This is a genomic window from Cupriavidus sp. SIMBA_020, assembly GCF_046535395.1.
GTDB lineage: Bacteria > Pseudomonadota > Gammaproteobacteria > Burkholderiales > Burkholderiaceae > Cupriavidus > Cupriavidus campinensis.
In genome coordinates this window covers 274,088-297,634 of the sequence record NZ_JAWRWU010000007.1, presented here as the reverse complement: position 1 = coordinate 297,634, position 23,547 = coordinate 274,088, and the positions used below count along the sequence as shown (strand labels likewise).

Annotated in this window: 21 protein-coding genes and 1 tRNA gene; 14 read left to right on the top strand and 8 right to left on the bottom strand. The window is 67.2% G+C overall.

Going from position 1 to position 23,547, the window contains the following annotated elements; translation table 11 throughout:
* Positions 1 to 104 precede the first annotated feature (104 nt).
* The 7 genes from SB751_RS16315 to pth all read left to right on the top strand — a co-directional run bounded on the left by SB751_RS16315 (position 105) and on the right by pth (position 6,371).
* The gene (locus tag SB751_RS16315) at positions 105 to 2,018 is read left to right on the top strand and encodes a tetratricopeptide repeat protein (protein WP_410748225.1); all 1,914 of its coding nucleotides are present in this window, start codon (positions 105 to 107) and stop codon (positions 2,016 to 2,018) included.
* 167 nt (positions 2,019 to 2,185) lie between these two features.
* A complete protein-coding gene (locus SB751_RS16310) occupies positions 2,186 to 2,800 on the top strand; it encodes an outer membrane lipoprotein LolB (RefSeq protein WP_144198911.1) in 615 nt (204 codons plus the stop codon).
* The gene (gene ispE, locus SB751_RS16305) at positions 2,797 to 3,675 is read left to right on the top strand and encodes a 4-(cytidine 5'-diphospho)-2-C-methyl-D-erythritol kinase (protein ID WP_144198913.1); all 879 of its coding nucleotides are present in this window, start codon (positions 2,797 to 2,799) and stop codon (positions 3,673 to 3,675) included. The genes SB751_RS16310 and ispE overlap by 4 nt, the downstream gene beginning before the upstream one ends.
* 60 nt (positions 3,676 to 3,735) lie before the next feature.
* Positions 3,736 to 3,812, top strand: a tRNA-Gln gene (locus tag SB751_RS16300).
* A gap of 98 nt (positions 3,813 to 3,910) precedes the next feature.
* Positions 3,911 to 4,864 (top strand): ribose-phosphate pyrophosphokinase, encoded by a 954-nt coding sequence (locus SB751_RS16295; RefSeq protein ID WP_092291674.1) that lies wholly within the window; start codon positions 3,911 to 3,913, stop codon positions 4,862 to 4,864.
* 170 nt (positions 4,865 to 5,034) lie between these two features.
* On the top strand, positions 5,035 to 5,652 hold the full coding sequence (locus tag SB751_RS16290; RefSeq protein WP_144198915.1) for a 50S ribosomal protein L25/general stress protein Ctc: 618 nt from the start codon (positions 5,035 to 5,037) through the stop codon (positions 5,650 to 5,652).
* A 122-nt stretch (positions 5,653 to 5,774) separates the two neighbouring features.
* Positions 5,775 to 6,371 carry an aminoacyl-tRNA hydrolase gene (gene pth / locus SB751_RS16285; protein ID WP_144198917.1) on the top strand — a complete coding sequence of 199 codons (597 nt, stop codon included), beginning with the start codon at positions 5,775 to 5,777 and terminating at the stop codon, positions 6,369 to 6,371.
* Positions 6,372 to 6,480: 109 nt separating this feature from the next.
* Here the strand turns inward: pth and SB751_RS16280 are convergent, their stop codons facing one another.
* The 5 genes from SB751_RS16280 to SB751_RS16260 form a co-directional block, all read right to left on the bottom strand.
* Positions 6,481 to 6,741, bottom strand: a complete 261-nt coding sequence (locus tag SB751_RS16280) for a YfhL family 4Fe-4S dicluster ferredoxin (protein ID WP_144198919.1) — start codon at positions 6,739 to 6,741, stop codon at positions 6,481 to 6,483.
* Between the two features lie 65 nt (positions 6,742 to 6,806).
* Positions 6,807 to 7,292 (bottom strand): pantetheine-phosphate adenylyltransferase, encoded by a 486-nt coding sequence (gene coaD, locus SB751_RS16275; protein ID WP_011515175.1) that lies wholly within the window; start codon positions 7,290 to 7,292, stop codon positions 6,807 to 6,809.
* A 192-nt stretch (positions 7,293 to 7,484) separates the two neighbouring features.
* Positions 7,485 to 8,129, bottom strand: a complete 645-nt coding sequence (gene rsmD, locus SB751_RS16270; RefSeq protein WP_186296875.1) for a 16S rRNA (guanine(966)-N(2))-methyltransferase RsmD — start codon at positions 8,127 to 8,129, stop codon at positions 7,485 to 7,487.
* Between the two features lie 117 nt (positions 8,130 to 8,246).
* Positions 8,247 to 9,614, bottom strand: coding sequence for a M16 family metallopeptidase (locus tag SB751_RS16265; protein ID WP_144198921.1), 1,368 nt, complete (start codon positions 9,612 to 9,614; stop codon positions 8,247 to 8,249).
* A gap of 9 nt (positions 9,615 to 9,623) precedes the next feature.
* Positions 9,624 to 11,174: a M16 family metallopeptidase gene (locus SB751_RS16260; RefSeq protein ID WP_144198923.1), complete on the bottom strand. Its 1,551-nt coding sequence runs from the start codon at positions 11,172 to 11,174 to the stop codon at positions 9,624 to 9,626.
* A 60-nt stretch (positions 11,175 to 11,234) separates the two neighbouring features.
* Here SB751_RS16260 and ftsY point away from each other — a divergent pair, with 60 nt between their 5' ends.
* A complete protein-coding gene (ftsY, locus tag SB751_RS16255; RefSeq protein WP_377731807.1) occupies positions 11,235 to 12,566 on the top strand; it encodes a signal recognition particle-docking protein FtsY in 1,332 nt (443 codons plus the stop codon).
* 235 nt (positions 12,567 to 12,801) lie between these two features.
* Complete coding sequence (locus tag SB751_RS16250; protein WP_410748224.1) at positions 12,802 to 15,138, top strand: carboxypeptidase-like regulatory domain-containing protein; 2,337 nt, start codon at positions 12,802 to 12,804, stop codon at positions 15,136 to 15,138.
* Between the two features lie 78 nt (positions 15,139 to 15,216).
* On the opposite strand, the gene maiA is transcribed toward SB751_RS16250, so the two are convergent.
* On the bottom strand, positions 15,217 to 15,861 hold the full coding sequence (gene maiA, locus SB751_RS16245) for a maleylacetoacetate isomerase (protein WP_187645187.1): 645 nt from the start codon (positions 15,859 to 15,861) through the stop codon (positions 15,217 to 15,219).
* A 7-nt stretch (positions 15,862 to 15,868) separates the two neighbouring features.
* Complete coding sequence (locus SB751_RS16240; protein ID WP_149136789.1) at positions 15,869 to 16,570, bottom strand: fumarylacetoacetate hydrolase family protein; 702 nt, start codon at positions 16,568 to 16,570, stop codon at positions 15,869 to 15,871.
* Between the two features lie 540 nt (positions 16,571 to 17,110).
* On the opposite strand from SB751_RS16240, the gene SB751_RS16235 reads away from it, so the two are divergent.
* The 4 genes from SB751_RS16235 (at position 17,111) to ybiB (ending at position 21,297) form a co-directional block, all read left to right on the top strand.
* Positions 17,111 to 18,418: a CmpA/NrtA family ABC transporter substrate-binding protein gene (locus SB751_RS16235; protein ID WP_144198931.1), complete on the top strand. Its 1,308-nt coding sequence runs from the start codon at positions 17,111 to 17,113 to the stop codon at positions 18,416 to 18,418.
* Positions 18,419 to 18,466: 48 nt separating this feature from the next.
* Positions 18,467 to 19,378: a nitrate ABC transporter permease gene (ntrB, locus tag SB751_RS16230; RefSeq protein WP_244844953.1), complete on the top strand. Its 912-nt coding sequence runs from the start codon at positions 18,467 to 18,469 to the stop codon at positions 19,376 to 19,378.
* 24 nt (positions 19,379 to 19,402) lie between these two features.
* Positions 19,403 to 20,206 (top strand): ABC transporter ATP-binding protein, encoded by an 804-nt coding sequence (locus SB751_RS16225; RefSeq protein WP_250025023.1) that lies wholly within the window; start codon positions 19,403 to 19,405, stop codon positions 20,204 to 20,206.
* Positions 20,207 to 20,301: 95 nt separating this feature from the next.
* Positions 20,302 to 21,297, top strand: coding sequence for a DNA-binding protein YbiB (gene ybiB / locus SB751_RS16220; protein ID WP_144198935.1), 996 nt, complete (start codon positions 20,302 to 20,304; stop codon positions 21,295 to 21,297).
* Between the two features lie 16 nt (positions 21,298 to 21,313).
* Here the strand turns inward: ybiB and SB751_RS16215 are convergent, their stop codons facing one another.
* The gene (locus SB751_RS16215) at positions 21,314 to 22,189 is read right to left on the bottom strand and encodes a pirin family protein (RefSeq protein ID WP_144198937.1); all 876 of its coding nucleotides are present in this window, start codon (positions 22,187 to 22,189) and stop codon (positions 21,314 to 21,316) included.
* A gap of 410 nt (positions 22,190 to 22,599) precedes the next feature.
* Between SB751_RS16215 and rpoH the strand changes: the two genes are divergently transcribed.
* Positions 22,600 to 23,502, top strand: a complete 903-nt coding sequence (rpoH, locus tag SB751_RS16210; protein ID WP_244844960.1) for an RNA polymerase sigma factor RpoH — start codon at positions 22,600 to 22,602, stop codon at positions 23,500 to 23,502.
* Positions 23,503 to 23,547: the final 45 nt, after the last annotated feature.

Here is a 23,547-nt window from a genome sequence, read left to right as displayed (position 1 = left end):
TTCCCAAACGCAATGGCCCCTCGCGGCAAGCAGGGCATTGTAGCGGCAGGCTACAATGCCTCTCATCCATTCCTACGCCCCCGCGCGCCCGGAGCATCGATTTCATGCCGGACTTCCGTTCGTCCCTTCAGGCCATGCGCCCGGACCTCTTTCCGATGACTGCATTTCCCGCCGCGCCAGCAGGCCCCGCCAGCGGCTTGCGCCGCCATGCGCGTGCGCTGGCCGTCTCTGCCTGCCTTGCATTTGGCGCATTTGCCACCGTGGCGCAAGCCGCGCCGCCCCGGCTGGCGCAGGGCAATGAAGAAGCTATCGAGGTGCCGCCGCCGGCCTCCCTGACCAAGCCCCGCGCGCCGCGCACGCCGCTGCCGAATGTGTCGCTGACGCCAGACATCCTCTACCGGGTGCTGGCGGCCGAGATCTCGCTCCAGCGTGGCCTGGTCGGCACCGCCTACCGCACCTACATGGACCTCGCGCGCCAGACGCGCGACCCGCGCCTGGCCCAGCGCGCCACGGAAATCGCGTTCAACGCGCGGATTTCGCAGCAGGCGCTGGACGCCGCCCGGCTCTGGACCGAACTGGCGCCCAGCTCGCCCGCCGCGCGGCAGGTGCTCTCCACCCTGCTGGTGCTGAACGGCCGCTGGGACGAGGCCGAGCCGCTGCTGGTGCAGCAGCTGGCCAGCTCGCCCCCGGGCCAGCGCCCGGAAGCCATCCTGCAGATGCAGCAGCAGATCTCGCGCACCAGCGACCCGGCCGGCGCCGTGGCCGTGCTCCAGCGAGTGACCGCCAACGACACCAAATTCGCCGAGACGCACCTGGCCCTCGCCCGCGCCAAGGAAGCAGCCGGCGACAACACCGGCGCGCTGGCCGAGCTGGACGAGGCGCTGCGCATCAAGCCCGACCTCGAAGCCGCCGCGCTGATGGCCGCCGAACTCCAGGCCGAAAGCGCGCCGGACAAGTCCATCGCCCTGCTCAAGCGCTTCCTGGCCAAGGCGCCGGCCTCGGTCAACGGCCATATCACGCTGGCCCGGCTGTACCTGCAGAAGAACGACATGGAAGCCGCGCGCGCCGAGTTCGAGGCGCTGCGCAAGGTCGCCCCGAACGACCCGCGCGTGCCGCTGGCGCTGGGCCTGACCAGCCTCCAGGCGCGCAGCTACGACGACGCCGAGCGCTACCTGCAGGAATACCTGCGCATGGCCGAGAAATCCCCGGCCGCCAATCCGGACGTCGCCTTCCAGTACCTGGCGCAGATCGCCGAGGAAAAGAAGGACTATGCGCAGGCCATCCAGTGGCTCGACCGCATCGAGGACAGCCGGCTGGCGCCGGCCGCCCAGGCCAAGCGCGCGCAGCTGCTGGCGCGCATGGGCAAGCTCGACGACGCCCAGGCCGTGTTCAGCGACATGCTGGCCGATGCCGAGGACATCGCCGACCCTGGCCAGCGCGGCCAGCGCATGACCGCGATCCGCCAGGCCGAAGTCGCCACGCTGATCGACGCCAAGGCCTACGACCGCGCGCGCAAGTCACTGGAGGAACGGGTGCGCGTGGAGCCGGACAATGCCGACTGGGTCTACGAACTGGCGATGCTCGACGAGCGCGAGAAGCGCTACGACAGCATGGAACGCGGGCTGCGCAAGGTCATTGCCATGCAGCCTGAGCAGAAGCAGGGCTACAACGCGCTCGGCTACTCGCTGGCCGACCGCAACGAGCGGCTGGCGGAGGCCCGCAAGCTGCTGGAACGCGCGTCCGAACTGGGCCCGGACGATCCCTACATCATGGACAGCCTGGGCTGGGTGAAGTATCGCCAGGGTGAGCTGCAACCGGCCGCCGAGTTGCTGCGCAACGCCTACTCGAAGGCGCCCGAGGCCGAAATCGGCGCGCATCTGGGCGAGGTGCTCTGGCAACTGGGCCAGCATGACGAGGCGCGCCGCACCTGGACCGAGGCCGCCAAGGCGGAGCCCGAGAACCAGACCCTGATCGACACGCTGCGCCGTTACAACCAGAACGTGCTGCTGTCCAAGTAAGCTGCCAACCGGCCCGGGCGGCCTTCCATCCGATGCAATACCGTGCGATGGAAGGCGCCGGGCGCTGTCGTGCGCAGGCTGCCGCCCCGGCGGCCATTGCCACACATCGCCCCACATCGCCACTCATCGTCATACATCCCGATTTTTCCGACCGACGACTCATGACCATGCTCCGATCCCGTCGCCTGGCCCTGTTCTGCCTTGCCGCCCCGCTCTGGGTGGCCGGCTGCGCCAGCGTGGCGCCCTCGCGCGGCTTCGACGCCAGCGAGACCGCCCGCAGCGAGCACTACTCGGGCCGCTTCGCCGCCAACTACACCCGCTATGGCCGCAACGAAGGCGTGCAGGGCAGCTTCCGCTGGGAGGAACAGGGGCGCAACGTGCGGCTGGACCTGGTCTCGCCGCTGGGCCAGACGCTGGCCGTGGTGACTTCCACACCCTCGGGCGCCACGCTCGACCTGCCCAATGAAGCGCCGCGCAACGCCCCGGAGGTGGACGCGCTGATGGAACAGGCGCTGGGCTTCTCGCTGCCCGTCTCGGGCATGCGCGACTGGCTGCACGGCCGCCCCGCACCGGGCGCGCCGGCCAACGCCACGCGCGACGTGCGCGGGCGCCTGGACACCCTCACGCAAGCCGGCTGGACCGTCCGCTATGTGGACTGGCAGGAACCGCCGCAAGACGCCACCGTGGCCACCGCCCGGCCGCGCCGCATCGACATGGCGCGCGATGGCGGCCCGTCGCCGCTGACCGTGCGGCTCGTGATCGACCCGGAGGCGCGCCAATGACCGCCGAGACCTTGCTGCCGCCCCCGGACCTGCGCGACTGCCCGGCGCCGGCCAAGCTCAACCTGTTCCTGCACGTGACCGGGCGCCGCCCGGACGGCTACCACACGCTCCAGACCGTATTCCAACTGGTCGACTGGTCGGACACCCTGCACTTTCACCGCCGCGACGACGGCGTGATTGCCCGCACCACCGACATCCCCGGCGTGCCCGCCGACACCGACCTTGTGGTGCGCGCGGCGCGTGCCTTGCAGCAGGCCAGCGGCACGCAGTTCGGCGCGGACATCGCCATCGACAAGCAACTGCCGATGGGCGGTGGCATCGGCGGCGGATCGTCCGACGCCGCCACCACGCTGCTGGCGCTGAACCACCTCTGGGGCGTGCGGCTGCCGCGTGCCGAACTAATGCGGATCGGCCTCTCGCTGGGTGCCGATGTGCCGGTGTTCGTCTTCGGCCAGAACGCCTTCGCGGAAGGGGTGGGCGAGGAGTTGACCGCAGTGGATTTGCCGTCCAGCTGGTTCGTCGTCATCCACCCGCGCCAGCATGTGCCCACCGCTGCAATATTTTCGGACGAACGCTTGACAAGGGATACGCCTATCTCCATAATTACGGACTTCGCTGCTTGCACAAACAAATTCGCTTTCGGTCGCAACGACCTGCAAGCGATAGCAACAGCGAAATTCGGCGAAGTTGCCCGAGCCCTTGAATGGCTGAGACAATACTGTCCGCATGCAAGGATGACCGGTTCCGGAGCCTGCGTGTTTGCCCGTTTCGACGATCAGCAAACTGCGCAGCAGGTTGTGGAACAGGTGCCATCGGAATGGGATGGCCGGTGTGTGAGTAGTTTGTCGCATCACCCGCTCGCAACGTTCGCATAGCAAGTTTTCGTCTGGCGAGGTGCTTCAGTTTGGCGCCGCGACGGTCGATAAAGGTTGTGTAGGGGAGTCGCCAAGCTGGTCAAGGCACCGGATTTTGATTCCGGCATGCGAGGGTTCGAATCCTTCCTCCCCTGCCATTACTTCCTATAGTGTTCTGACGAACACTCGCAGAATCGGCTGCCGGCACTGGCCGGCGGCCCAAAAATCTCCCCCAGCAGCAAGACAGGTGCCCCGAATGAGCAGCGAAGGCTTGATGGTATTTACCGGCAACGCCAACCCCAAACTCGCGGAGGCTGTCGTACAGCACCTCGGCATTCCGCTGGGCAAGGCGCTGGTAGGCCGTTTCTCCGACGGCGAAGTCCAGGTCGAAATCCAGGAAAACGTTCGCGGCAAGCACGTCATCGTGCTGCAGTCCACCTGCGCGCCGACCAACGACAACCTGATGGAACTGATGGTGATGGTCGATGCCCTCAAGCGTGCTTCGGCCCGCAGCATCACCGCCGCCATGCCGTACTTCGGCTATGCCCGCCAGGATCGCCGCCCGCGCTCGGCGCGCGTGGCCATCTCGGCCAAGATCGTGGCCAACATGCTCGAAGTGGCCGGTGTGGAGCGCGTCCTGACGATGGACCTGCACGCCGACCAGATCCAGGGCTTCTTCGATATTCCCGTCGACAACATCTACGCGTCGCCCGTGCTGCTTGGCGACCTGCGCGAGAAGAACTACGGCGACCTGCTCGTCGTCTCGCCCGATGTTGGCGGCGTGGTCCGCGCCCGTGCGCTGGCCAAGCAACTGAACTGCGACCTCGCGATCATCGACAAGCGTCGTCCCAAGGCCAATGTGGCCGAGGTGATGAACATCATCGGTGAAGTGGCGGGCCGCAACTGCGTGATCATGGACGACATGATCGACACCGGCGGCACGCTGTGCAAGGCTGCCCAGGTGCTCAAGGAGCGCGGCGCGCTGAAGGTCTTCGCCTACTGTACCCATCCGGTGCTGTCGGGCGGCGCCGCAGCCCGCATCGCGGCGTCCGAGCTGGACGAAGTGGTGGTGTGCGACACCATCCCGCTGTCCGACGAGGCACGCCAGTCCGGCAAGATCCGCCAGGTCTCCACCGCCCCGCTGCTGGCCGAGACCTTCACCCGGATCGTGAAGGGCGACTCGATCATGTCGCTGTTTGCCGACCACTGATGCGCGCTGGGTAGCCGCTGCATAGCGATACCTGCTAGAATTTTGGGCTTTACCGCATTGGCTGCCAGGTTTGGCGGCCAATGTGCTTCAAGCGGCATAACATTTTCGTCGTGCCGCTTCAGTCGAGGCTGTCTGGTCGCGGACAGCCTTCTTACTATTTGGAGTACACCATGAAAGTCATCGCTTTCGAGCGTAGCGTACAGGGAACGGGTGCGAGCCGCCGCCTGCGCAATTCCGGCAAGACCCCCGGCATCATCTATGGCGGCGCCGCCGAGCCCAAGATGATCGAACTGGATCACAACGCGCTGTGGCACGCCCTGAAGAAGGAAGCGTTCCACTCGTCGATCCTGGACCTGGAAGTGGGCGGTTCGTCCGAGAAGGCGCTGCTGCGCGCGTTCCAGATGCACCCGTTCAAGCCGCTGGTGCTGCACGTTGATTTCCAGCGTGTGTCGGCCACCGACAAGATCCACGTGAAGGTGCCCCTGCACTTCATGAACCAGGAATCCGCTCCTGGCGTGAAGCTGGGCCACGGCATCGTGAACCACATCCTGAACGACCTGGAAGTGTCGTGCCTGCCGGCCGACCTGCCCGAGTTCATCGAAGTGGATCTGGGCCAGGCTGAACTGGGCCAGACCCTGCACCTGTCGGACGTGAAGCTGCCGAAGGGCGTGACCGCCATCACCCACGGTGACGACAACCCCGCCATCGCCAGCATCTCGCTGCCGGCCGGCGGTGTGTCCGAAGCTGCTGAAGGTGGCGAAGCCGCTGGCGAAACGCCGGCTGCCTAAGCCTTCTCCCGCATCGAAGAAACCGCCGGTTCGCCGGCGGTTTTTTTTCGCGCGGGATTTTCGCCAGCGTTTTGACGTATGCTGTCTCGCGCCAGACCCTCCCGACCTTCCCGATTCATCGCATGATCAAGCTCATCGTCGGCCTCGGCAATCCCGGGGCGGAATACGAGGCCACGCGGCACAACGCCGGCTTCTGGCTCGTCGACCAGCTCGCCCGCATGGGCGGCACAACGCTACGCGTAGAGGGCCGCTTCCACGGCCTGGCCGGACGCGCCCGGCTCTGGGACCAGGACATCTGGCTGCTCAAGCCGTCCACGTTCATGAACCGCTCCGGGCTCGCCGTGGTGTCGCTGGCGCGCTTCTACAAGATCCTGCCGGACGAGATCCTGGTCGCGCACGACGAGATGGACCTGCCCGCGGGCGCGGTCAAGCTCAAGCGCGGCGGCGGCGCGGGCGGCCACAACGGTCTCAAGGACATTGCCGCACACCTGACCACCCAGGAGTACTGGCGCCTGCGGCTTGGCGTGGGCCATCCCCGCAATGCGCCGGGCGGTGCCGGGGCGGGCCGCGAGGATGTGGTCAACTATGTGCTCAAGCCGCCACGCAAGGAAGAGCAGGAAGCCATCGACACCGCCATCGACCGTAGCATCGGCCCGCTGGGCCTGCTGGCGCGTGGCGAGAACGAGCGCGCGATGATGGAACTGCACACCGGCAAATAAGGGGCGATGTAACGGCCTCGCCGGCCGCAGACAATAAGAAACCCCGCAGTGCGGGGTTTCTTATTTGCCGGACAACCCGGAACGAAGTGGCCTGAGTGCCGAATAATGCTCAAGCTGCATGCCGCGCGGCGGTCAGCAGCCGATAGCGTTGCATCAGCACCTCGTGGGACTCCACGCGGTTCGGGTCCTTCGGAATACAAGCCACCGGGCATACCTGCTGGCATTGCGGTTCGTCGAAGTGGCCGACGCATTCGGTGCACTTGTTGGGGTCGATCTCGTAGATCTCGGGCCCCATCGAAATCGCTTCGTTCGGGCACTCGGGCTCACAAACGTCGCAGTTGATGCAGTCGTCAGTGATCAATAGCGCCATGATATTTCCTTCCTGCGACCCGCCCGCGCCCGACTGGCCGCGTCGGCGGGTTCGAAGGCTCCATTCTATTCCGCTTTGCCGATCTTCTCCTGCAGCCAGCGCTCCACCGAGGGGAAGACGAACTTGCTGACATCGCCGCCCAGCACGGCAATCTCGCGCACGAAGGTGCCCGAGATGAACTGGTACTGGTCCGAGGGGGTCAGGAACATGGTTTCCACGTCCGGCAGCAGGTAGCGGTTCATGCCGGCCATCTGGAACTCGTACTCGAAGTCTGACACCGCGCGCAGGCCGCGCACGATCACGCGCGCATTGTTCTTGCGCACGAAGTCCTTGAGCAGGCCCGAGAAGCCTTCCACGCGCACGTTGGGATAGTGCCCGAGCACCTCCCGCGCAATACCGATGCGCTCCTCCAGCGAGAAGAACGGGCGCTTGTTGGGGCTATGCGCCACGCCGACCACCAGCTCGTCGAAGATATTCGACGCGCGACGGACGAGATCCTCGTGTCCCCGGGTCATGGGATCGAATGTACCGGGATAGACCGCGACGACCATATTTCCTCCTTTGGGGTGCCCGCTGCCGGCCTTGTGGCCGATCGATGGATTCTGGCTGCGCGACGAGCGTTGAACAAACAACAGCGGCGTAGTGTAACGCCAAATGCGGCATTTGGAAGGCCATCCACGAGCTTTCTGCGGCATTGCAGCACGCCCGCAAACGCTTGCCCGGCGCGGCAACTCGTCGTACGACTACCCTGGCTCGCCCTGCCCCGGCACCTTGTGCTGGAGCAGGTGGAAGTACACCGCGCCCGCACGGGCCTGCCGCACGATCTCGAGCGAAGCCGGCACTGGCGCATCGGGCCCGATCAGCGCGTGGTCGGTCTCCACATAGACCGCCCCACCCGGCCGCGACAGCCGTGCCGCATGCTCGAGCGCCGGCCCGAGCCAGTCCTCGGCGAACGGCGGGTCCAGGAAGATCACGTCGAAGCTGGCGCCCGGCATCTGCGCGGCCACGGCGAAGGCATCGCCCTGGATCACCTTGACCTGTGCAGCGTCGAACCGGTACTGATTGTCACGCAACTGGCGCGCCACGCGCGGATTGGCCTCCACCAGCGTGACGGCGGCCGCGCCACGGGATGCCGCCTCGAAGCCAAGTGCGCCGGAGCCGGCAAACAGGTCGAGGCAGGTCATCCCCGACATGTCCTGGCCCAGCCAGTTGAACAGGGTTTCCCGCACGCGGTCAGGCGTGGGCCGCAGCCCTTCGGCCTCGAGGACCGGCAGCAGCGAGCGCTTCCAGCGCCCGCCAATGATCCGGACCTGCGCCGGCGCCTGGCGGGGGGAGGGAGATGCAGATCGCCCGCGCGGTGCGGGCGATGGTTTGGTGCGCGAATTCATGCCGTGATTGTAGAGCCTGCCGCGCCCCGCCACACCCTCTGGCGGCTGCGCGGCTTCACAATCAGAATCGTCTCAACGATCGAGGCAGCGCCAACCTGGCGCCAAGTTAGCGCCAACTCAGGGCTGCGCCGGGCCGCCGACGATGACCGTGGCCATGGCATCCGGATGCACATGCTTCTGGAACGCCGCCCGCACCTGCTCGCGCGTGACCTTGCCGATCTGCGCCGTCCAGGTGTCGAGGTAGTCGAGCGGCAGGCCATACCAGCCGATGTTCGCCACATTGGTCAGCAGCTTGCGGTTGCTGTCGATGCGCAGCGGGAAGCCATTGACGAGGTTGTCCTTGGCGGCGCGCAGTTCGGCGTCGGTCGGGCCGGTCTGCACGTACTGCTTCAGGATCTCGCGCACCAGCCGCAGCGCCTCGTCGGTGTTTTCCTTCTTGGTCTGGAGCGTGATGCCGAACGGCCCGGGCTGCTTGGCCGGCGCGAAGTAGCTGTCCACGCCGTAGGTCAGCCCGCGCTTCTCGCGCACCTGGTCGGTCAGCCGCGAGCTGAACCCGCCGCCGCCGAGCACGTAGTTGCCAACCAGCAGGGCGAAGTAATCGGGATCGCCGCGCGCAATGGCCGGCTGGCCCATCGCCACGCTGGCCTGTTGCGCCGGATGGGGGATGCGCGTCTCGCTGCCGGGAATCGTCATCTGCACGTCCGGCACCTTGGGCGCTGCCACGCCTTCGGGCAGGCCGCGCGTCAGGTCCTCGGCGATCTGCTCGGCCTGCTTGCGGTCGATGGCGCCGATCAGCGTCACCACGGCGCGCTTGGCGGTGTAGTTGTCGCGCCAGAACTTGAGCAGGTCATCGCGCGAGATGGCCGCCACCGATTCCGGCGTGGCCGACACCCCGTACGGATGGTTCGGATACACGGCCTTCGACAGCGTCTTGTCGGCAATCACGCCGGGGCGAGAGTCGCCCTCGCGGATGGCGGTGATCAGGCGCTGCTTCTCGCGCTCGACCACGGCTGCCGGATAGGTCGGCGCCTTGATCAGCTGCCCGGCCAGCCGCAGTGACTGCTCACGCTCCGGCGAGGCCGTCAGCGTGCGCAGCCCGATGCCGCCACGGTCGCCGCCGGCCGCGCCGCCAAAATCGGCGCCGGTGTCGGCAAAGGCATCGGCCACCTGGGCTTCATTGCGCGCGGGCTGGCCGTCCTGGGCGGCCGCGCCCTTGTCGAGCAGCGCGGCGGTCAGCGTGGCCAGTCCGGCCTTGCCGGGCGGGTCGTAGCGGCCGCCGGCGTCGAAATCGATATTGACATCGAGCATCGGGATCGACGGGCTCGGCACGAAGAACACCTTCGCGCCGGTAGAGGCCGTCCAGTTCTCGATGGGCAGTGCGGCCTGGGCCACGGAGCCGGCCAGGAGGGCAACCGCCCCGCAGGCCACCGCCGCAAGCCGGCGCACCATCCGTGGCGAGGCAATCGTCATGACGGACAAGGACATCGTGGCTCCTCAGTGACGCAGCCCTTCGGGGGCGGCGGTCTTGGGCTTGTTGGGGTCGATTGGTTGCGGCACCAGCGTGGCCACGGTCAGGTTGTCATCATTGAAATACTTTGCCGCCACGGCTTGCACCTGGGCCGGCGTGACTTCCTTGATCTTGTCGAGCATGCGGTCGATCTGGCGCCAGGAGATGCCCGAGATCTCGGCCGTGCCGATCTCCATGCCCTGCCCGAATACCGAATCGCGCTTGTAGATCTGGCCCGCCACCACCTGCGCCTTGACGCGCTTCAGCTCTTCCTCGGACACGCCGTTCTTCGCAATGCGCTGGATCTCCTCGCGCAGGGCCTTTTCGATCTCGTCGGTGGTGTGGCCGTTGGCCGGGGTGCCGTCGAGCACGAACAGCGATTCGCCGCGGTTGATGCTGTCGTAGCCCACGTTCACGTCATCGGCCAGACGCTGCTCGCGCACCAGTTCGCGGGTCAGGCGGGCGTTGTCGTAGCCGTTCAGCACGGCGGACAGCACCTCCAGCGCGTACGGATCGACGTCCTTCTCCACGTCGTGCAGGCGCGGCACCTTGTAGGCCATGACCATGTACGGATTCTCGGCCGGCGCCTTGACCCAGATGCGCTTGATGCCCTTCTGGGCGGCTTCGAGCTGGGTCTTGCGCAGCGGCAGCGGGCGCGGCTTGAGCTTGCCGTAGTAGCGTTCGGCCAGCGCGCGCACCTCGTCCGGCTTGACGTCGCCGGTCACCACCAGCAGCGCGTTGTTCGGCACGTACCAGGCCTTGTACCAGGCCTGCACGTCCTCCACGCGCATGTTGACGAGGTCGTCCATCCAGCCGATCACCGGATGCCGGTAGGCGGCGGCGGTGTAGACCGTGGCCAGCAGCTGCTCGTAGACGGTGCCGCGCGGGGAGTCGTCGGTGCGCAGGCGGCGCTCTTCCATCACGACCTTCATCTCGCGATCGAACTCGTCCTTCTTGATGATGAGGTTGGCCATGCGGTCGGCCTCCAGCTCCATCATCTTCGGCAGGTACTGCTTGGCGATCTGCTGGTAGTAGAGCGTGAAGTCGCGGTTGGTCATGGCGTTCTCGCGGCCGCCAAGCATGGCGATCTGGCGCGAGAACTCGCCCACCGGCACCTTCGGCGTGCCCTTGAACATCATGTGTTCGAGCATGTGGGCCACGCCCGTGGTGCCGCTCACCTCGTCGATGCCGCCCGTGCGGTACCAGATCTGGTGCGCCACGGTGGGCGCGCGATGGTCTTCCTTGACGATCACGCGCATGCCGTTGGAAAGCTGGAATTCGGTGGTGCCCGCCTGGGGCTGGCCCACCGCGGAAGCGGTCCGCGCTCCGGAAGGCGGGCCCTGCGGCGTGGGCGCGGTGGTCTGGGCCATTGCCGCGCCACTAAATCCGGCGAATCCGCCAAATCCGGGCAATCCTGACAGGCCGGAGAAGGCGAAAGCAGCAACCAGTGTGGGAAGGACGCGCCGCGAGAGGCGGGCGGTGGACAGTGATCGGATTCGGGCGGCGCCCGCTCCGGACAAGACAGCGCAATGGTTCATGCGACCCCGTCTGCTAGAATTTTGGCGATTGATTCTACCGGGGTATTGACCCCTTTCCCAATGTTTAGTTTCTGGAAGAAGCGCAAGGCCGAGCCGGCCCCTGCGCCCGCCGAGCCGCCGGCTGCCGAGCCGGCGCCGGCCATCACGCCGGCACCGGTGGCCTCGCCCACCGCTGTCCCCCAACCCCAGCCGTCGCCCAGCCCGGCGCCGGCGCCCTTGCCTGTTCCTGCTCCAACCCCTGCTCCAACCCCTGCGCCTGCCCCGGTTCCGGTCCCCGTGCCGGTGCCGGTTCCGGTGCCAGTCCCTGTTCCCGTCCCGGTTCCAGCCCCCACGCCGGCTCCGGCTCCCGCACCGGCGCCTGCTCCGGTGCCCGTACCCGTGCCGGTCCCGGTTCCCGCCCAAGTGCCGCCTCCGCCGCCGGCGCCGGTCGCCTATGACCCGCCGGTTGTCGAGGAACTCGAACTGACGCCGCCGCCAGCCCAGACCGCCGAGGCCAAGCGCGGCTGGATGACGCGCCTGCGTGCCGGGTTGTCGAAGACGAGCCGGAACCTCGGCACGCTGTTCGTCGGCGTCAAGGTGGACGAGGCCCTGTTCGAGGAACTCGAAACCGCGCTGCTGATGGCCGACGCTGGTGTCGAAGCCACCGAGTTCCTGCTCGGCGAACTCCGCCGCCGCGTGAAGAACGAGCGCCTCGAGACCGCCGAAGCCGTGAAGACCGCCCTGCGCGAGCTGCTGACTGACCTGCTGCGCCCGCTCGAGAAGACCATGGAACTGGGCCGCGAGCAGCCGCTGGTGATGATGATCGCGGGCGTGAACGGCGCCGGCAAGACCACCAGCATCGGCAAGCTCTGCAAGCACTTCCAGGCCTACCACCAGTCGGTGCTGCTGGCGGCCGGCGACACCTTCCGCGCCGCCGCACGCGAGCAACTGACCATCTGGGGCGAGCGCAACAACGTCACCGTGGTTGCCCAGGAAGGCGGCGACCCGGCGGCGGTGATCTTCGATGCCGTGAACGCGGCGCGCGCGCGCAAGATCGACATCGTGATGGCGGACACCGCTGGGCGCCTGCCCACGCAGTTGCATCTGATGGAAGAACTGAAGAAGGTGAAGCGCGTGATCGGCAAGTCAATGCCGACGGCCCCGCACGAGGTGCTGCTGGTGATCGACGCCAACACCGGGCAGAACGCCCTGTCCCAGACCCGCGCCTTCGACGACGCGCTGGGCCTGACCGGCCTGATCGTGACCAAGCTGGACGGCACGGCCAAGGGCGGCATCCTCGCCGCCATCGCCCGGCAGCGCCCGGTGCCGGTGTACTTCATCGGCGTGGGCGAGAAAGTGGAAGATCTTCAGCCATTCAAGGCGGACGAATTCGCCGAAGCGCTACTCGGGTGAGCATGGCTGGCTTTGGCCAGCTTCCCCTGCAAAACCAGCATGGCGAGCCCCCGGGCTCGCCATTCTCGTTTTATCGCTAGCGCCTCGCTGCGACTTGCCCCTCCGGCAGGCCCGTTTGGCTGCCGGAAGGGGCCGGACTAGCTGCGTGGCCAACGTTGACTGACATCAACCGTCGTCCCAGGGATGGCTGCTGCAATGGCTCGCCCCCGGCATTTCTCACCTGAGGACGAGAACCATGAATGGAACGTTGAAGCCACGCAGGATGCGCGCCTGGCTCGGATCGCTTTGCGTCGCCACGCTGATGGCGGCGTGCGGCGGCGATGACAATGGCGGCGGAGGCGGAGGCACCGGCAAGGTCGATCCGCCGCCCGTGCCGCGCCAGACCATCGCCCTGTCGGGCCAGGTCTACCAGGCCGCCGGCGGGGACAATCCCCACGGCCATGCCGCCGATGTCACCGTCAAGGTGTTCGATGCCGATGGCAAGGCCGTGGTCGCGCAGGGCGCCACTTCGGCCAGCGGCGACTTTGCCGCGCTCGCGGTGCCCGCCGGCAATGCCGTGGTGCGGCTGTCGAAGACCGGCTACGTCGAGCAGGTGGTGCCGGTGACCGCCACGCGCGACGCACGCATCGCGGCCACGCTGCTGCCCGTCGGCACGGCCATCTCCGCGCCGGGCTTCCAGTCCGGCGGCACCTTTGCCGGCGGCGATGGCGCCAGCGTCACGGTGGCCCCCGGGTCGTTCTTGACCCCTGACGGCCAGCCGGTCAGCGGCACCGTGCAGATCGACATCACACCCTACAGCGCGGCCGGCAATCCGGATGGATTCCCGGGCACGCCCTACCTGAACCAGGCGGGCGTGGACGGCATCATGGTCAGCATGGGCATGGCCGATTTCTCGTTCTCGCAGAACGGCCAGCCGCTGCAACTGGCGCCCGGCAAGACCGCACGGATCTCCGTCCCGCTCTATGCCGCCACCACGCCGGACGGCAAGCTGCTCAGGCCCGGCGATACCGTGCCGGTCTGGAGCATGGACAGCAACACTGGCCAGTGGCAGCAGGCCACCGGCATCGCGGGCACGGTGATCGCATCGGCCGACAGCCCTACCGGGCTGGCGATGCAAGCCGACGTGGATCATTTCAGCTGGTGGAATTGCGACTACTTCCGGACCACCCGCGCCATGCGGATCAAGGTGCTCGATGAAGCCGGCGCGCCGGTTTCCGGCCCGGCGTACCTGACTGCCACGTTCACCGAGGCACCCGGTGGCTATGCCACCAGCGGCCAGGCCGTCATCACGCTGGACGGCGGGGTCACGTCCGTGTCCGTGCCGGACGATGCGGTCGACGGCCGGTTCTCGGTCCGCATCGGCAATCTCGGCGGCGGCGCCAGCGTGAACAAGCTGCAATGGCGCGCGACCAACGAAGTGGTGGTGCGCCTGTCCGGGCTGCCCCAGATCGACTTGACGCCCGGTACCGCGTCGCTGGTGTTCTTCGATGCCGACAAGGCTGGCGGCAAGACAATCCAGTTCGCTCTCGCCACCCGCAACCTTGGCACGACGCCCCTGGAATGGCTGGTCGATGGCGTACCCGGCGGCAACCCGGCAGTCGGCACGATTTCGGCGAGCGGGCTCTACCGCTCCCCGCGCGGCGCCAATCTCGACGCCGCGCTGGATGCGGGTGGCCGCCAGGTCTTGATCACCGTGCGCAGCACTGCCGACCATCTGGTCATGCGCCAGGCATGGGTGACGCTGGAAGCGCCGTCGATCGTCATCGCCGGACGGCGCTATGGCGCAGGCGGCCGCACCGGCGATGACCTGACCACGTACACCGATGACAGCGGCCTGCACAGCCTGCCGACCTATCCGGTCCACAACCTCCATGACGACGCCTTCCAGGCCTACTTCGGCAATGCGGGCCATCCGTTGCGGTCGGTGCAGTGGGAGCTCTCGTGCGGCATGGACATCAACTACGGCGTGAGCGACTGCGCCCCGTGGGCGCCGGGCGCTGCCATGGCCGCCGACGGCACGCTGACCATGCCCGATGTGTCGCCCATCATCCCGCCCGATCACACGATGGACCTCGTCGTCGGGGCAAGCTACGCCGTGCCGTCGCTCTGGCTGCGCGCGACCTCGCCGGACAAACCCGGTCTGCGTGGCGTCATGCAGCTCAAGGTGGTGCCGGTGGAAGACCCGGTGGGCGACAAGGTGGACATCGACTTACCGGTGGGCCTGTCCACGCCGAGCGTGGCGGCGTCCGGGGTGGACGTTCCCAGCGGCCAATACGTGGTCAAAGATGGCCAGCTTGCGGTCCGCAGCACCGCCCCCGCGCTCGATGTCACGGCCCCCGTCACCTGGAGCCTCGTGTGCCTGACGAGAAGTGGCGCATCCTGCCCCGCTACAGCGTGGCGGCCGACGCTCACGCCGGATGGGCGCCTCTCGGGCATGGCCGGTCAGCCTGGCCTGTGGAGCAGTGACTATCTCTACGTGATGGCTCAGTGGACGGCCGGCGGCGTCAGCAACCGCCTGACGCGATGTATCGTCGGACAAGGTAGTACGGCCTGCAAGCCGTTGGCCCCGTAACCGGCCAATCGGCAACAAAAAAGCCCGGCATCGCTGCCGGGCTTCCTGCAAACGTCGGAACCATCCGATAAAAGCCGACTACTCGCTATCCGGCTGCGCCGCCGGCGCGGCCTTCTGGAAGGCTTCCAGTTCCATGCAGGCCGCGTGAATGCGCGCGATCTGCGGATATCGGTCCAGATCGACGTTGAACCGGTGCGCGTTGAACACCTGCGGCACCAGGCACAGGTCGATCAGCGTCGGCGTGTCGCCAAACGCGTACCGACCCACGCGGCCGATCTGCTGGAGGTTGCCTTCGAGCGAGGCAAAGCCCTGCTCGATCCAGTGCCGGTACCACGCATCCTTCGCCTCCTCCGCCACGCCCAGCGTGTGCTTGAGGTACTTCAGCACGCGCAGGTTGTTCAGCGGATGGATCTCGCAGGCGATTTCCTGCGCCAGTCCGCGCACGATGGCGCGGTCCAGCGCGTTCGCCGGCAGCAGCGGCGGCTCGGGATGCGTCTCGTCCAGGTATTCGATGATCGCCATCGACTGGATCAGCGGCTTGCCGTCGGCCACGAGCGTCGGCACCACGCCATCGGCGTTGAGCGCGCGATACTCGGGCTTCAGCTGCATGCCGCCTTCCTTGAGCAGGTGCACGCCCGCGTACTCGTACGGCAGGCCCTTCAGTTCCAGCGCGATGCGCACGCGGAACGACGCCGAGCTGCGGAAGTAGCTGTAGAGCTTCAGCATCGGCTCAGACCACCTTGACGGTCAGCTCGCCCACACCCTCGATGCGGCACAGCATGACGTCGCCCTTCACCACCGGGCCCACGCCTTCGGGCGTGCCGCTGTAGATCAGGTCGCCGGGCTGCAATTCGAACAATTTCGAGAGGTACGACACCATCTCGGGCACCGACCAGATCAGGTCCGACAGATCGCCGCGCTGCTTCTCCACACCGTTCACCGCCAGCGTGACCGCACCCTTCTGCGGATGGCCGATCTCGGACACCGGCAGGATCGGGCCGATCGGCGCCGACTTGTCGAATGCCTTGCCGGTCTCCCAGGGGCGGCCGGTCTTCTTCGATTCGTTCTGGAGGTCGCGGCGCGTCATGTCCAGGCCGAGGGCGTAACCGTAGACGTGGCTGGCGGCCTGCTCGACCGGGATGTCCTTGCCACCTTTGCCGATGGCCACCACCAGCTCCACTTCATAGTGGCAGTTGCTGGTGCCCGGGGGGTACGGGAAGGTGCCTTCGGTGCCGTCGGCCACGTAGCTCACCGCGTCGGACGGCTTGCAGAAAAAGAACGGCGGTTCACGATCCGGGTCCGAGCCCATTTCACGCGCATGGGCGGCATAGTTGCGGCCCACGCAATAGACCCGGCGCACGGGAAAGCTTGCGCGGCTGCCGCGCACAGGGACGCCAACGGGGGCTTGCGGCTCGAAAACGAACTCGGTCATCCAAACTCTCCAGACTGTTTTTCTGATGGAATCCGCGCCGGCGGGGCGCGGTAGGCCAAAAGCATACACCCATGCGTACGGCCGCATACAGTCGCGACGGGCAGTTGCCACGGCGCCCGCCCCTCCGCACGCGGCTGGTGCATTGCACAACTGTGGCGCTGCGGGGCGGGCCGGCCCGCACTAGTTCGCGCAGGCCGCCACCGGCCTATCCATCCCCCATGCCCCGCCACGGCCCACCGTCCGCACCGTCCCCGGGCGGACCCGCCACGCGCCGCCTCCCGATAGGGATTTCCGGCAACTTTTCCGCGCGCTTGTGCGCCGCAACGGCGCTGGCACGTGGCTTGCGTTATCGCCTGCACGGCCAACGACGGCCGCGTGGTACCGAAGCACGAAGCTCGCAGCACCCGAACTCACAACCTGAACAACGCGTCCGCGCTGCCGACCATGGCACGCGCGGCGGGACAACGGCGTCCTGAACTGCAAGCTGGCGAAGGCGGGCTGCGGGTCGGGACGCCTTTTTCTTTTTTCGGAGCCATCGCCATGCCCTCTCGCCTCAAAGACGCCAAGCCCCTGCCCGCCGCCGTGGTCCCTGTCATCCCCGACGCAGCCCCAGCCAGCCAGAGCCGGCGCCGCGTGCTGGCCACCATCGCCGGGGCCGGCGTGATGACGCTGGTAGATCCGCTGGTGCGCAGCGGCGCCTGGGCGGCCGGCTCCGATGCCCCGGAGAAATCCGAAGTCCGCATCGGCTTCATCCCGCTGACGGACTGCGCCTCGGTGGTCATGGCGTCCACGCTCGGCCTGGACAAGAAGTACGGCATCAAGATCACGCCGAGCAAGGAAGCCAACTGGGCCGGCGTGCGCGACAAGCTCGTCAATGGCGAACTCGATGCCGCGCACGTGCTCTACGGCCTGATCTACGGCGTGCAGCTCGGCATCGGCGGCGCCAAGAAGGACATGGCCGTGCTGATGAACCTGAACCACAACGGCCAGGCCATCACGCTGTCATCGAAACTCGCCGAAAAAGGCGCCAAGGACGGCGCCAGCCTGAAGGCGCTGATGATGAAGGAGCGGCGCGACTACGTGTTCGCCCAGACCTTCCCCACCGGCACCCACGCCATGTGGCTCTACTACTGGCTGGCCGCCAACGGCATCAATCCGATGCAGGACGCCAAGGCCATCACCGTGCCGCCGCCGCAGATGGTGGCGAACATGCGCGTGGGCAATATGGACGGCTTCTGCGTGGGCGAGCCGTGGGGCGCGCGCGCCATCGCCGACAAGATCGGATTTACCGCGGAAACCACCCAGGCGATCTGGAAGGATCACCCCGAGAAGACGCTCGGCACCACGGCGGAGTTCGTCCAGAAGCACCCGAACACCGCGCGGGCGATGGTCGCCGCCATCCTGGAAGCCTCGAAGTTCATCGACGCCTCGACCTCCAACCGCCGCAAGACCGCCGAGACCATCGCCGCCAAGTCCTATGTGAATACCGACATGGACATCATCCTGGACCGCATGCTGGGCCGCTACAGCAACGGCCTGGGCAAGACCTGGGACGACCCCGATTCAATGAAGTTCTACCAGGACGGCGCGGCCAACTACCCGTTCCTGTCCGATGGCATGTGGTTCCTCACGCAGCACAAGCGCTGGGGCCTGCTCAAGGAGCACCCGGACTACCTGGCCGTCGCCAAACAGGTGAACCGGATCGATATCTTCAAGCAGGCCGCCGCCGCCGCGCAGGTGGCCGTGCCGAAGAGCGATTTCCGGACGGCCAAGCTGATCGACGGTGTGACCTGGGATGCCACCAAGGACCCCAAGGCCTATGCCGATGGATTCAAGATCAAAGCCTGACCTCGCCGTTTCCTTGATTTCCCGCTGCCCTCACTTCAGGAGCCAGACGTGAATGCCATTGCCCACCCCGCGCCGGAAGGCACACCCGCCATGACTTCGGACATTGTCGACACCGACACCAAGGAGCAAACCCGCCGCCGGGCGGCGCAGCTGGCCGCACAGGAGCGGGTGGCCGCCCGCCGCGAGGCGCTTGGCGCCATCGTGCGCCGGACGGTGCCACCGCTGGTCGGCTTCGTCCTGTTCCTGCTGGTGTGGCACGGCATTGCCACGCTGATTCCGGCGCTTCCCACGCCGGGCGCCACCTGGAACGCCGCCGTGCCGCTATTCTCCGATCCGTTCTACCGCAACGGGCCGAACGACCAGGGCATCGGCTGGAACATCCTGGCCTCGCTGGCGCGCGTGGCGGCCGGCTTCGGGCTGGCGGCGGTGGTCGGCATTCCGGCGGGCTTCCTGCTGGGCCGCTTCGCCTTCCTGAACGCGATGGCGGCGCCGGTGATCAGCCTGCTGCGCCCGGTCTCGCCGCTGGCGTGGCTGCCGATCGGCCTGCTGCTGTTCAAGGCCGCCAACCCGGCCGCCATCTGGGCCATCTTCATCTGCTCGATCTGGCCGATGATCATCAACACGGCCGTCGGCGTGACGCGCGTGCCGCAGGACTACCTGAACGTGGCGCGCGTGCTCGACCTCTCCGAATGGAAGGTGTTCCGCAGCGTGCTGTTCCCGGCCGTGCTGCCCTACATGCTGACCGGCGTGCGGCTCTCGATCGGCACCGCGTGGCTGGTGATCGTGGCCGCCGAGATGCTCACGGGCGGCACCGGCATCGGCTTCTGGCTCTGGGACGAGTGGAACAACCTCAAGGTGGAGCACATCGTCATCGCCATCTTCATCATCGGCGTGGTGGGCCTGATCCTCGAGCACCTGCTGCTCGCGCTGGCCCGCCGCTTCAGCTACGGCAACAACTGACCGCCCCCCGAAGGAGCCATCGCCATGGAAAAGTTTGTCAGCATCGAGAACGTGGGCCAGACCTTCAAGACGCGCAAGGGGCCGTTCGTGGCCCTGCGCGACATCAACCTGGGCATTGCCGAGGGCGAGTTCATCACGCTGATCGGGCATTCTGGCTGCGGCAAGTCCACGCTACTGAACCTGATTGCCGGCCTGACCACGCCCACCACGGGCACGCTGATCTGCGCCGGACGCGAGATTGCCGGCCCGGGGCCGGAGCGCGCCGTGGTGTTCCAGAATCACTCGCTGCTGCCGTGGATGACGTGCTTCGAGAACGTCTACCTGGGCGTGGAGCGCGTGTTCGCCGCCACGGAGGGCCGCGCCCAGCTCAAGGCGCGCACCCAGGACACGCTGGCGCTGGTCGGCCTCACCCACGCCGAGAGCAAGTATCCGCATGAGATCTCGGGCGGGATGAAGCAGCGCGTGGGCATTGCCCGGGCGCTGGCCATGTCGCCGAAGGTGCTGCTGATGGACGAGCCGTTCGGCGCGCTGGACGCGCTGACCCGCGCCCACCTGCAGGACGAACTGATCAAGATCGTTGCCCGCACCCGCAGCACCGTGGTCATGGTCACGCACGATGTGGATGAAGCCGTGCTGCTGGCGGACCGCATCGTGATGATGACGAACGGCCCGGCGGCCACGGTGGGCGAGATCCTGAAGGTGGACCTCCCCCGCCCGCGCGACCGCGTGGCGCTGGCCGACGACAAGGGCTACCACGCCTGCCGCACCGCCGTGCTGGACTTCCTCTACCGCAAGCAGCGCAACCCGGCGCTGCGCGAGGCAGCCTGACCCCGGCGGGGGGTGCGTGGGATAGCGGGCGTGGGCGAAGCCGCCCTGCTCCGCTATCATGAACGGCAGAACGATCCACATATCCCCCTCCCGCCATGACATCTGCCACCCCGACCCTTCCGCCGTTCTCGGCCAGCAAGTACATCAAGGAGATTGGGCGCGGGGTCAATGGCGCCCGGGCGCTGCCCCGCGAGGACGCCCAGGTGCTGTTCGATGCGATGCTGGCCGGCCGCGTCTCCGACATCGAGCTCGGTGCCGTGCTGATGGCCTACCGGATCAAGGGCGAGGCGCCGCACGAGCTGGCCGGCATGCTGGAAGCCGCCCACGGCCACTGCGCCCCGCTGGCGGCGCCGCCGGACAAGCCCGTGGTCGTCATCCCCAGCTACAACGGCGCGCGCAAGCAGCCGAACCTGGTGCCGCTGCTGGCGCTGCTGCTGGCGCGCGAGGGCGTGCCCACGCTGGTCCACGGCTCGCGCGAGTTCGACGGCCGGGTGACGAGCATGCAACTGTTCGAGGCCCTCGGCGTGCCGCTCTGCGCCACGCCGCAGGCCGCGCAGGACCAGCTGCGCGCCGTCGCCAATCCGCTGGCCGTGCTGCCGATCGATGTGCTGTCTCCAGCGCTTTCGCGCCTGCTCGACAAGCGCCCGATCATCGGCCTGCGCAATTCCTCGCACACCATCGTCAAGATGCTGCAACCGGTAGGCAGCCACACGCCGGCCGAGGCGCTGCGGCTCTATAGCTACACCCATCCGGAATATCGCGAGACGCTGACTGACTACTTCTCCCACGAGCCCGCCAACGTGCTGCTGGCGCGCGGTACCGAGGGCGAAGTGGTGGCGGATGCCCGCCGCAGCAGCCGCATCGACTGGCTCCACGATGGCCATCAGCGGACGATGGTCGATCCGGCAAGCGGGTCGATTGGCGAGGTGCCCGAGCTGCCGCCCGGCACCGACGTCGGCCAGACCGCCGCCTGGATTCGCAAGGTGCTCGATGGCGACGTGCCGGTGCCGGCGCCGATCGCCACGCAGGTGGCGACCATCCAGGACTGCCTGAAGCAGGCCACGCGCGTGGCCTGGGCCAGTCCGGTCTGACGACGCCTGTGGACGGTCAGGGCCGGCGCGGGGGCAGCGGAATCCGCTCGGTCTCGCCCGGCACGTGCGGGAACTCGTCGTTCTCCCAGCGGCGCGCGGCGTCGTCGATGTCTTCCTTGGTGCTCGCCACGAAATTCCAGTAGATGAAGCGATGGCCGTCGGTCGGATCGCCGCCCAGCAGCATCACGCGTGCGGCGGTGGTCGCGGTCAGCGTGGCCGGCTCGCCCGGCACCAGCACGGCGAGGTGTTCCCCCGCCAGCGCCTCGCCATCGATCGTCACATCGCCTTCCACCGGATAGAGTCCGCGCTGCACATGCTCGGGCGGAATCACCAGCGTCGCGCCGGCTTCCATGTCGATGGCCACGTAGAGCGTGCGGCTATACACCCGCACCGGGGATTCCGCGCCGAAGGCATCGCCGGCAATCACGGTCATCCGCACGCCGGGCAGCTCCAGCTTGGGCAGCGTGGCGCCGGGATGGTGATGGAACGACGGCGCATCCTTCTCATGCGCCTTCGGCAACGCCACCCAGGTCTGGATGCCGTGCAGCAGCGGGCCGGCCTGGCGCGCGGCGTCTGGCGAGCGCTCCGAGTGCGTGATGCCGGTGCCGGCTGTCATCCAGTTCACGTCGCCGGGGCGAATCACCTGCTCGCTGCCCAGGCTGTCACGGTGCATGATCTCGCCCTCGAACAGATACGTCACGGTCGCCAGGCCGATATGTGGATGTGGGCGCACATCCATGCCGCTCCCCGGCGGCATGGACACGGGACCGAGGTGATCGAAGAAGATAAAGGGGCCCACGGTCTGCGTGGCGGCGGCGGGCAGCAGGCGGCGGACCGTGAACTCGCCGATGTCCCGCACATGGGGCTTGAGCAAGTGTTCGATGGCAGACATGACAGGACTCCTGGCAATGGGATAACAGCGAGACAACATGGAGATAACAGCGGAAAGCGGGGCTCCAGTGTAGCGAAATGCGCAATACAGCATCCCGAAATCACGATGAAACCGATTGGGGCAAGTTCCCTCTAATCATGGTACGCGACGCTGGCGGCCCGCCAGCCCTTGCCAGACAAGGCGCGGACGTCGCACCAAGGCCGGTTACGCTATCCCAATAACAATATCCATTGGCCGGAACTATCAACCCTATAGAAGCTCTAACTTAGCACTCGCCGAACCTGAGTGCTAATATGCGTTGCAGTGCGGTGTCTCTTCCGATTCTGGAATCGAGGCACGCCGGCAACCTACCGCCGGAAGCGAAAGGAGCAATAAGCGTGACCGCAGTTCTGTCTGCCGACCAAACCAAGATGACTGGCCGTCTGCCGATGGCCCCCCAGAATGCCGCCGCTGGCAGCCTCGCGCTCGCCTTCCCGGCCGCAGTGGGCAATCTGGATAGCTACATCCAGGCTATCCACCGTATTCCGCTGCTGACCGCCGAGGAAGAGCAGCGCCTCGCGCGCGACCTGCGCGACCATGAATCCGTCGATGCCGCCCGCCGGCTGGTGATGTCCCACCTGCGTCTGGTGGTGTCCATCGCCCGCCAGTACCTGGGCTATGGCCTGCCGCATGCGGACCTGATCCAGGAAGGCAACATCGGCCTGATGAAGGCCGTGAAGCGCTTCGACCCCGATCAGGGCGTGCGTCTGGTGTCGTACGCGATGCACTGGATCAAGGCCGAGATCCATGAATACGTGCTGAAGAACTGGCGCATGGTCAAGGTGGCCACCACCAAGGCCCAGCGCAAGCTGTTCTTCAACCTGCGCAGCCACAAGACCGGCGCGCACACGTTCACGCCCGAGCAGGTGGAAGCCGTGGCGCGCGAGCTGAACGTGAAGCCAGAAGAAGTGATGGAGATGGAGACCCGCCTGTCGGGCGGCGACCTGGCGCTGGAAGGCCAGATCGACGACGGCGAGGAGGAATTCGCCCCCATCGCGTATCTGGCGGACAACCACAACGAGCCGACCCGCGTGCTCGAGGCCAAGCGCCAGGACCGCATGCAGGTGGAAGGGCTGGGCGAGGCGCTGGAGCGTCTGGACGCCCGCAGCCGCCGCATTATCGAGGCGCGCTGGCTGGACGTGAACGACGACGGCTCGGGCGGCGCCACGCTGCATGAGCTGGCCGACGAGTTTGGCGTCTCCGCCGAGCGCATCCGTCAGATCGAGGCGGCCGCGATGAAGAAGATGAAGGGTGCGCTGGCGGCTTTCGCCTGATCCTCCGCTCCCCGCAATGCAAGAGGGCCGGTCATGTTGACCGGC

Coding starts and splice junctions, on each gene's coding strand:
- SB751_RS16315 (WP_410748225.1), top strand. CDS start 105: ATGCCGGACTTCCGTTCGTCCCTTCAGGCCATGCGCCCGGACCTCTTT.
- SB751_RS16310 (WP_144198911.1), top strand. CDS start 2,186: ATGCTCCGATCCCGTCGCCTGGCCCTGTTCTGCCTTGCCGCCCCGCTC.
- ispE (WP_144198913.1), top strand. CDS start 2,797: ATGACCGCCGAGACCTTGCTGCCGCCCCCGGACCTGCGCGACTGCCCG.
- SB751_RS16295 (WP_092291674.1), top strand. CDS start 3,911: ATGAGCAGCGAAGGCTTGATGGTATTTACCGGCAACGCCAACCCCAAA.
- SB751_RS16290 (WP_144198915.1), top strand. CDS start 5,035: ATGAAAGTCATCGCTTTCGAGCGTAGCGTACAGGGAACGGGTGCGAGC.
- pth (WP_144198917.1), top strand. CDS start 5,775: ATGATCAAGCTCATCGTCGGCCTCGGCAATCCCGGGGCGGAATACGAG.
- SB751_RS16280 (WP_144198919.1), bottom strand. CDS start 6,741: ATGGCGCTATTGATCACTGACGACTGCATCAACTGCGACGTTTGTGAG.
- coaD (WP_011515175.1), bottom strand. CDS start 7,292: ATGGTCGTCGCGGTCTATCCCGGTACATTCGATCCCATGACCCGGGGA.
- rsmD (WP_186296875.1), bottom strand. CDS start 8,129: ATGAATTCGCGCACCAAACCATCGCCCGCACCGCGCGGGCGATCTGCA.
- SB751_RS16265 (WP_144198921.1), bottom strand. CDS start 9,614: ATGTCCTTGTCCGTCATGACGATTGCCTCGCCACGGATGGTGCGCCGG.
- SB751_RS16260 (WP_144198923.1), bottom strand. CDS start 11,174: ATGAACCATTGCGCTGTCTTGTCCGGAGCGGGCGCCGCCCGAATCCGA.
- ftsY (WP_377731807.1), top strand. CDS start 11,235: ATGTTTAGTTTCTGGAAGAAGCGCAAGGCCGAGCCGGCCCCTGCGCCC.
- SB751_RS16250 (WP_410748224.1), top strand. CDS start 12,802: ATGAATGGAACGTTGAAGCCACGCAGGATGCGCGCCTGGCTCGGATCG.
- SB751_RS16240 (WP_149136789.1), bottom strand. CDS start 16,570: ATGACCGAGTTCGTTTTCGAGCCGCAAGCCCCCGTTGGCGTCCCTGTG.
- SB751_RS16235 (WP_144198931.1), top strand. CDS start 17,111: ATGCCCTCTCGCCTCAAAGACGCCAAGCCCCTGCCCGCCGCCGTGGTC.
- SB751_RS16225 (WP_250025023.1), top strand. CDS start 19,403: ATGGAAAAGTTTGTCAGCATCGAGAACGTGGGCCAGACCTTCAAGACG.
- ybiB (WP_144198935.1), top strand. CDS start 20,302: ATGACATCTGCCACCCCGACCCTTCCGCCGTTCTCGGCCAGCAAGTAC.
- SB751_RS16215 (WP_144198937.1), bottom strand. CDS start 22,189: ATGTCTGCCATCGAACACTTGCTCAAGCCCCATGTGCGGGACATCGGC.
- rpoH (WP_244844960.1), top strand. CDS start 22,600: ATGACTGGCCGTCTGCCGATGGCCCCCCAGAATGCCGCCGCTGGCAGC.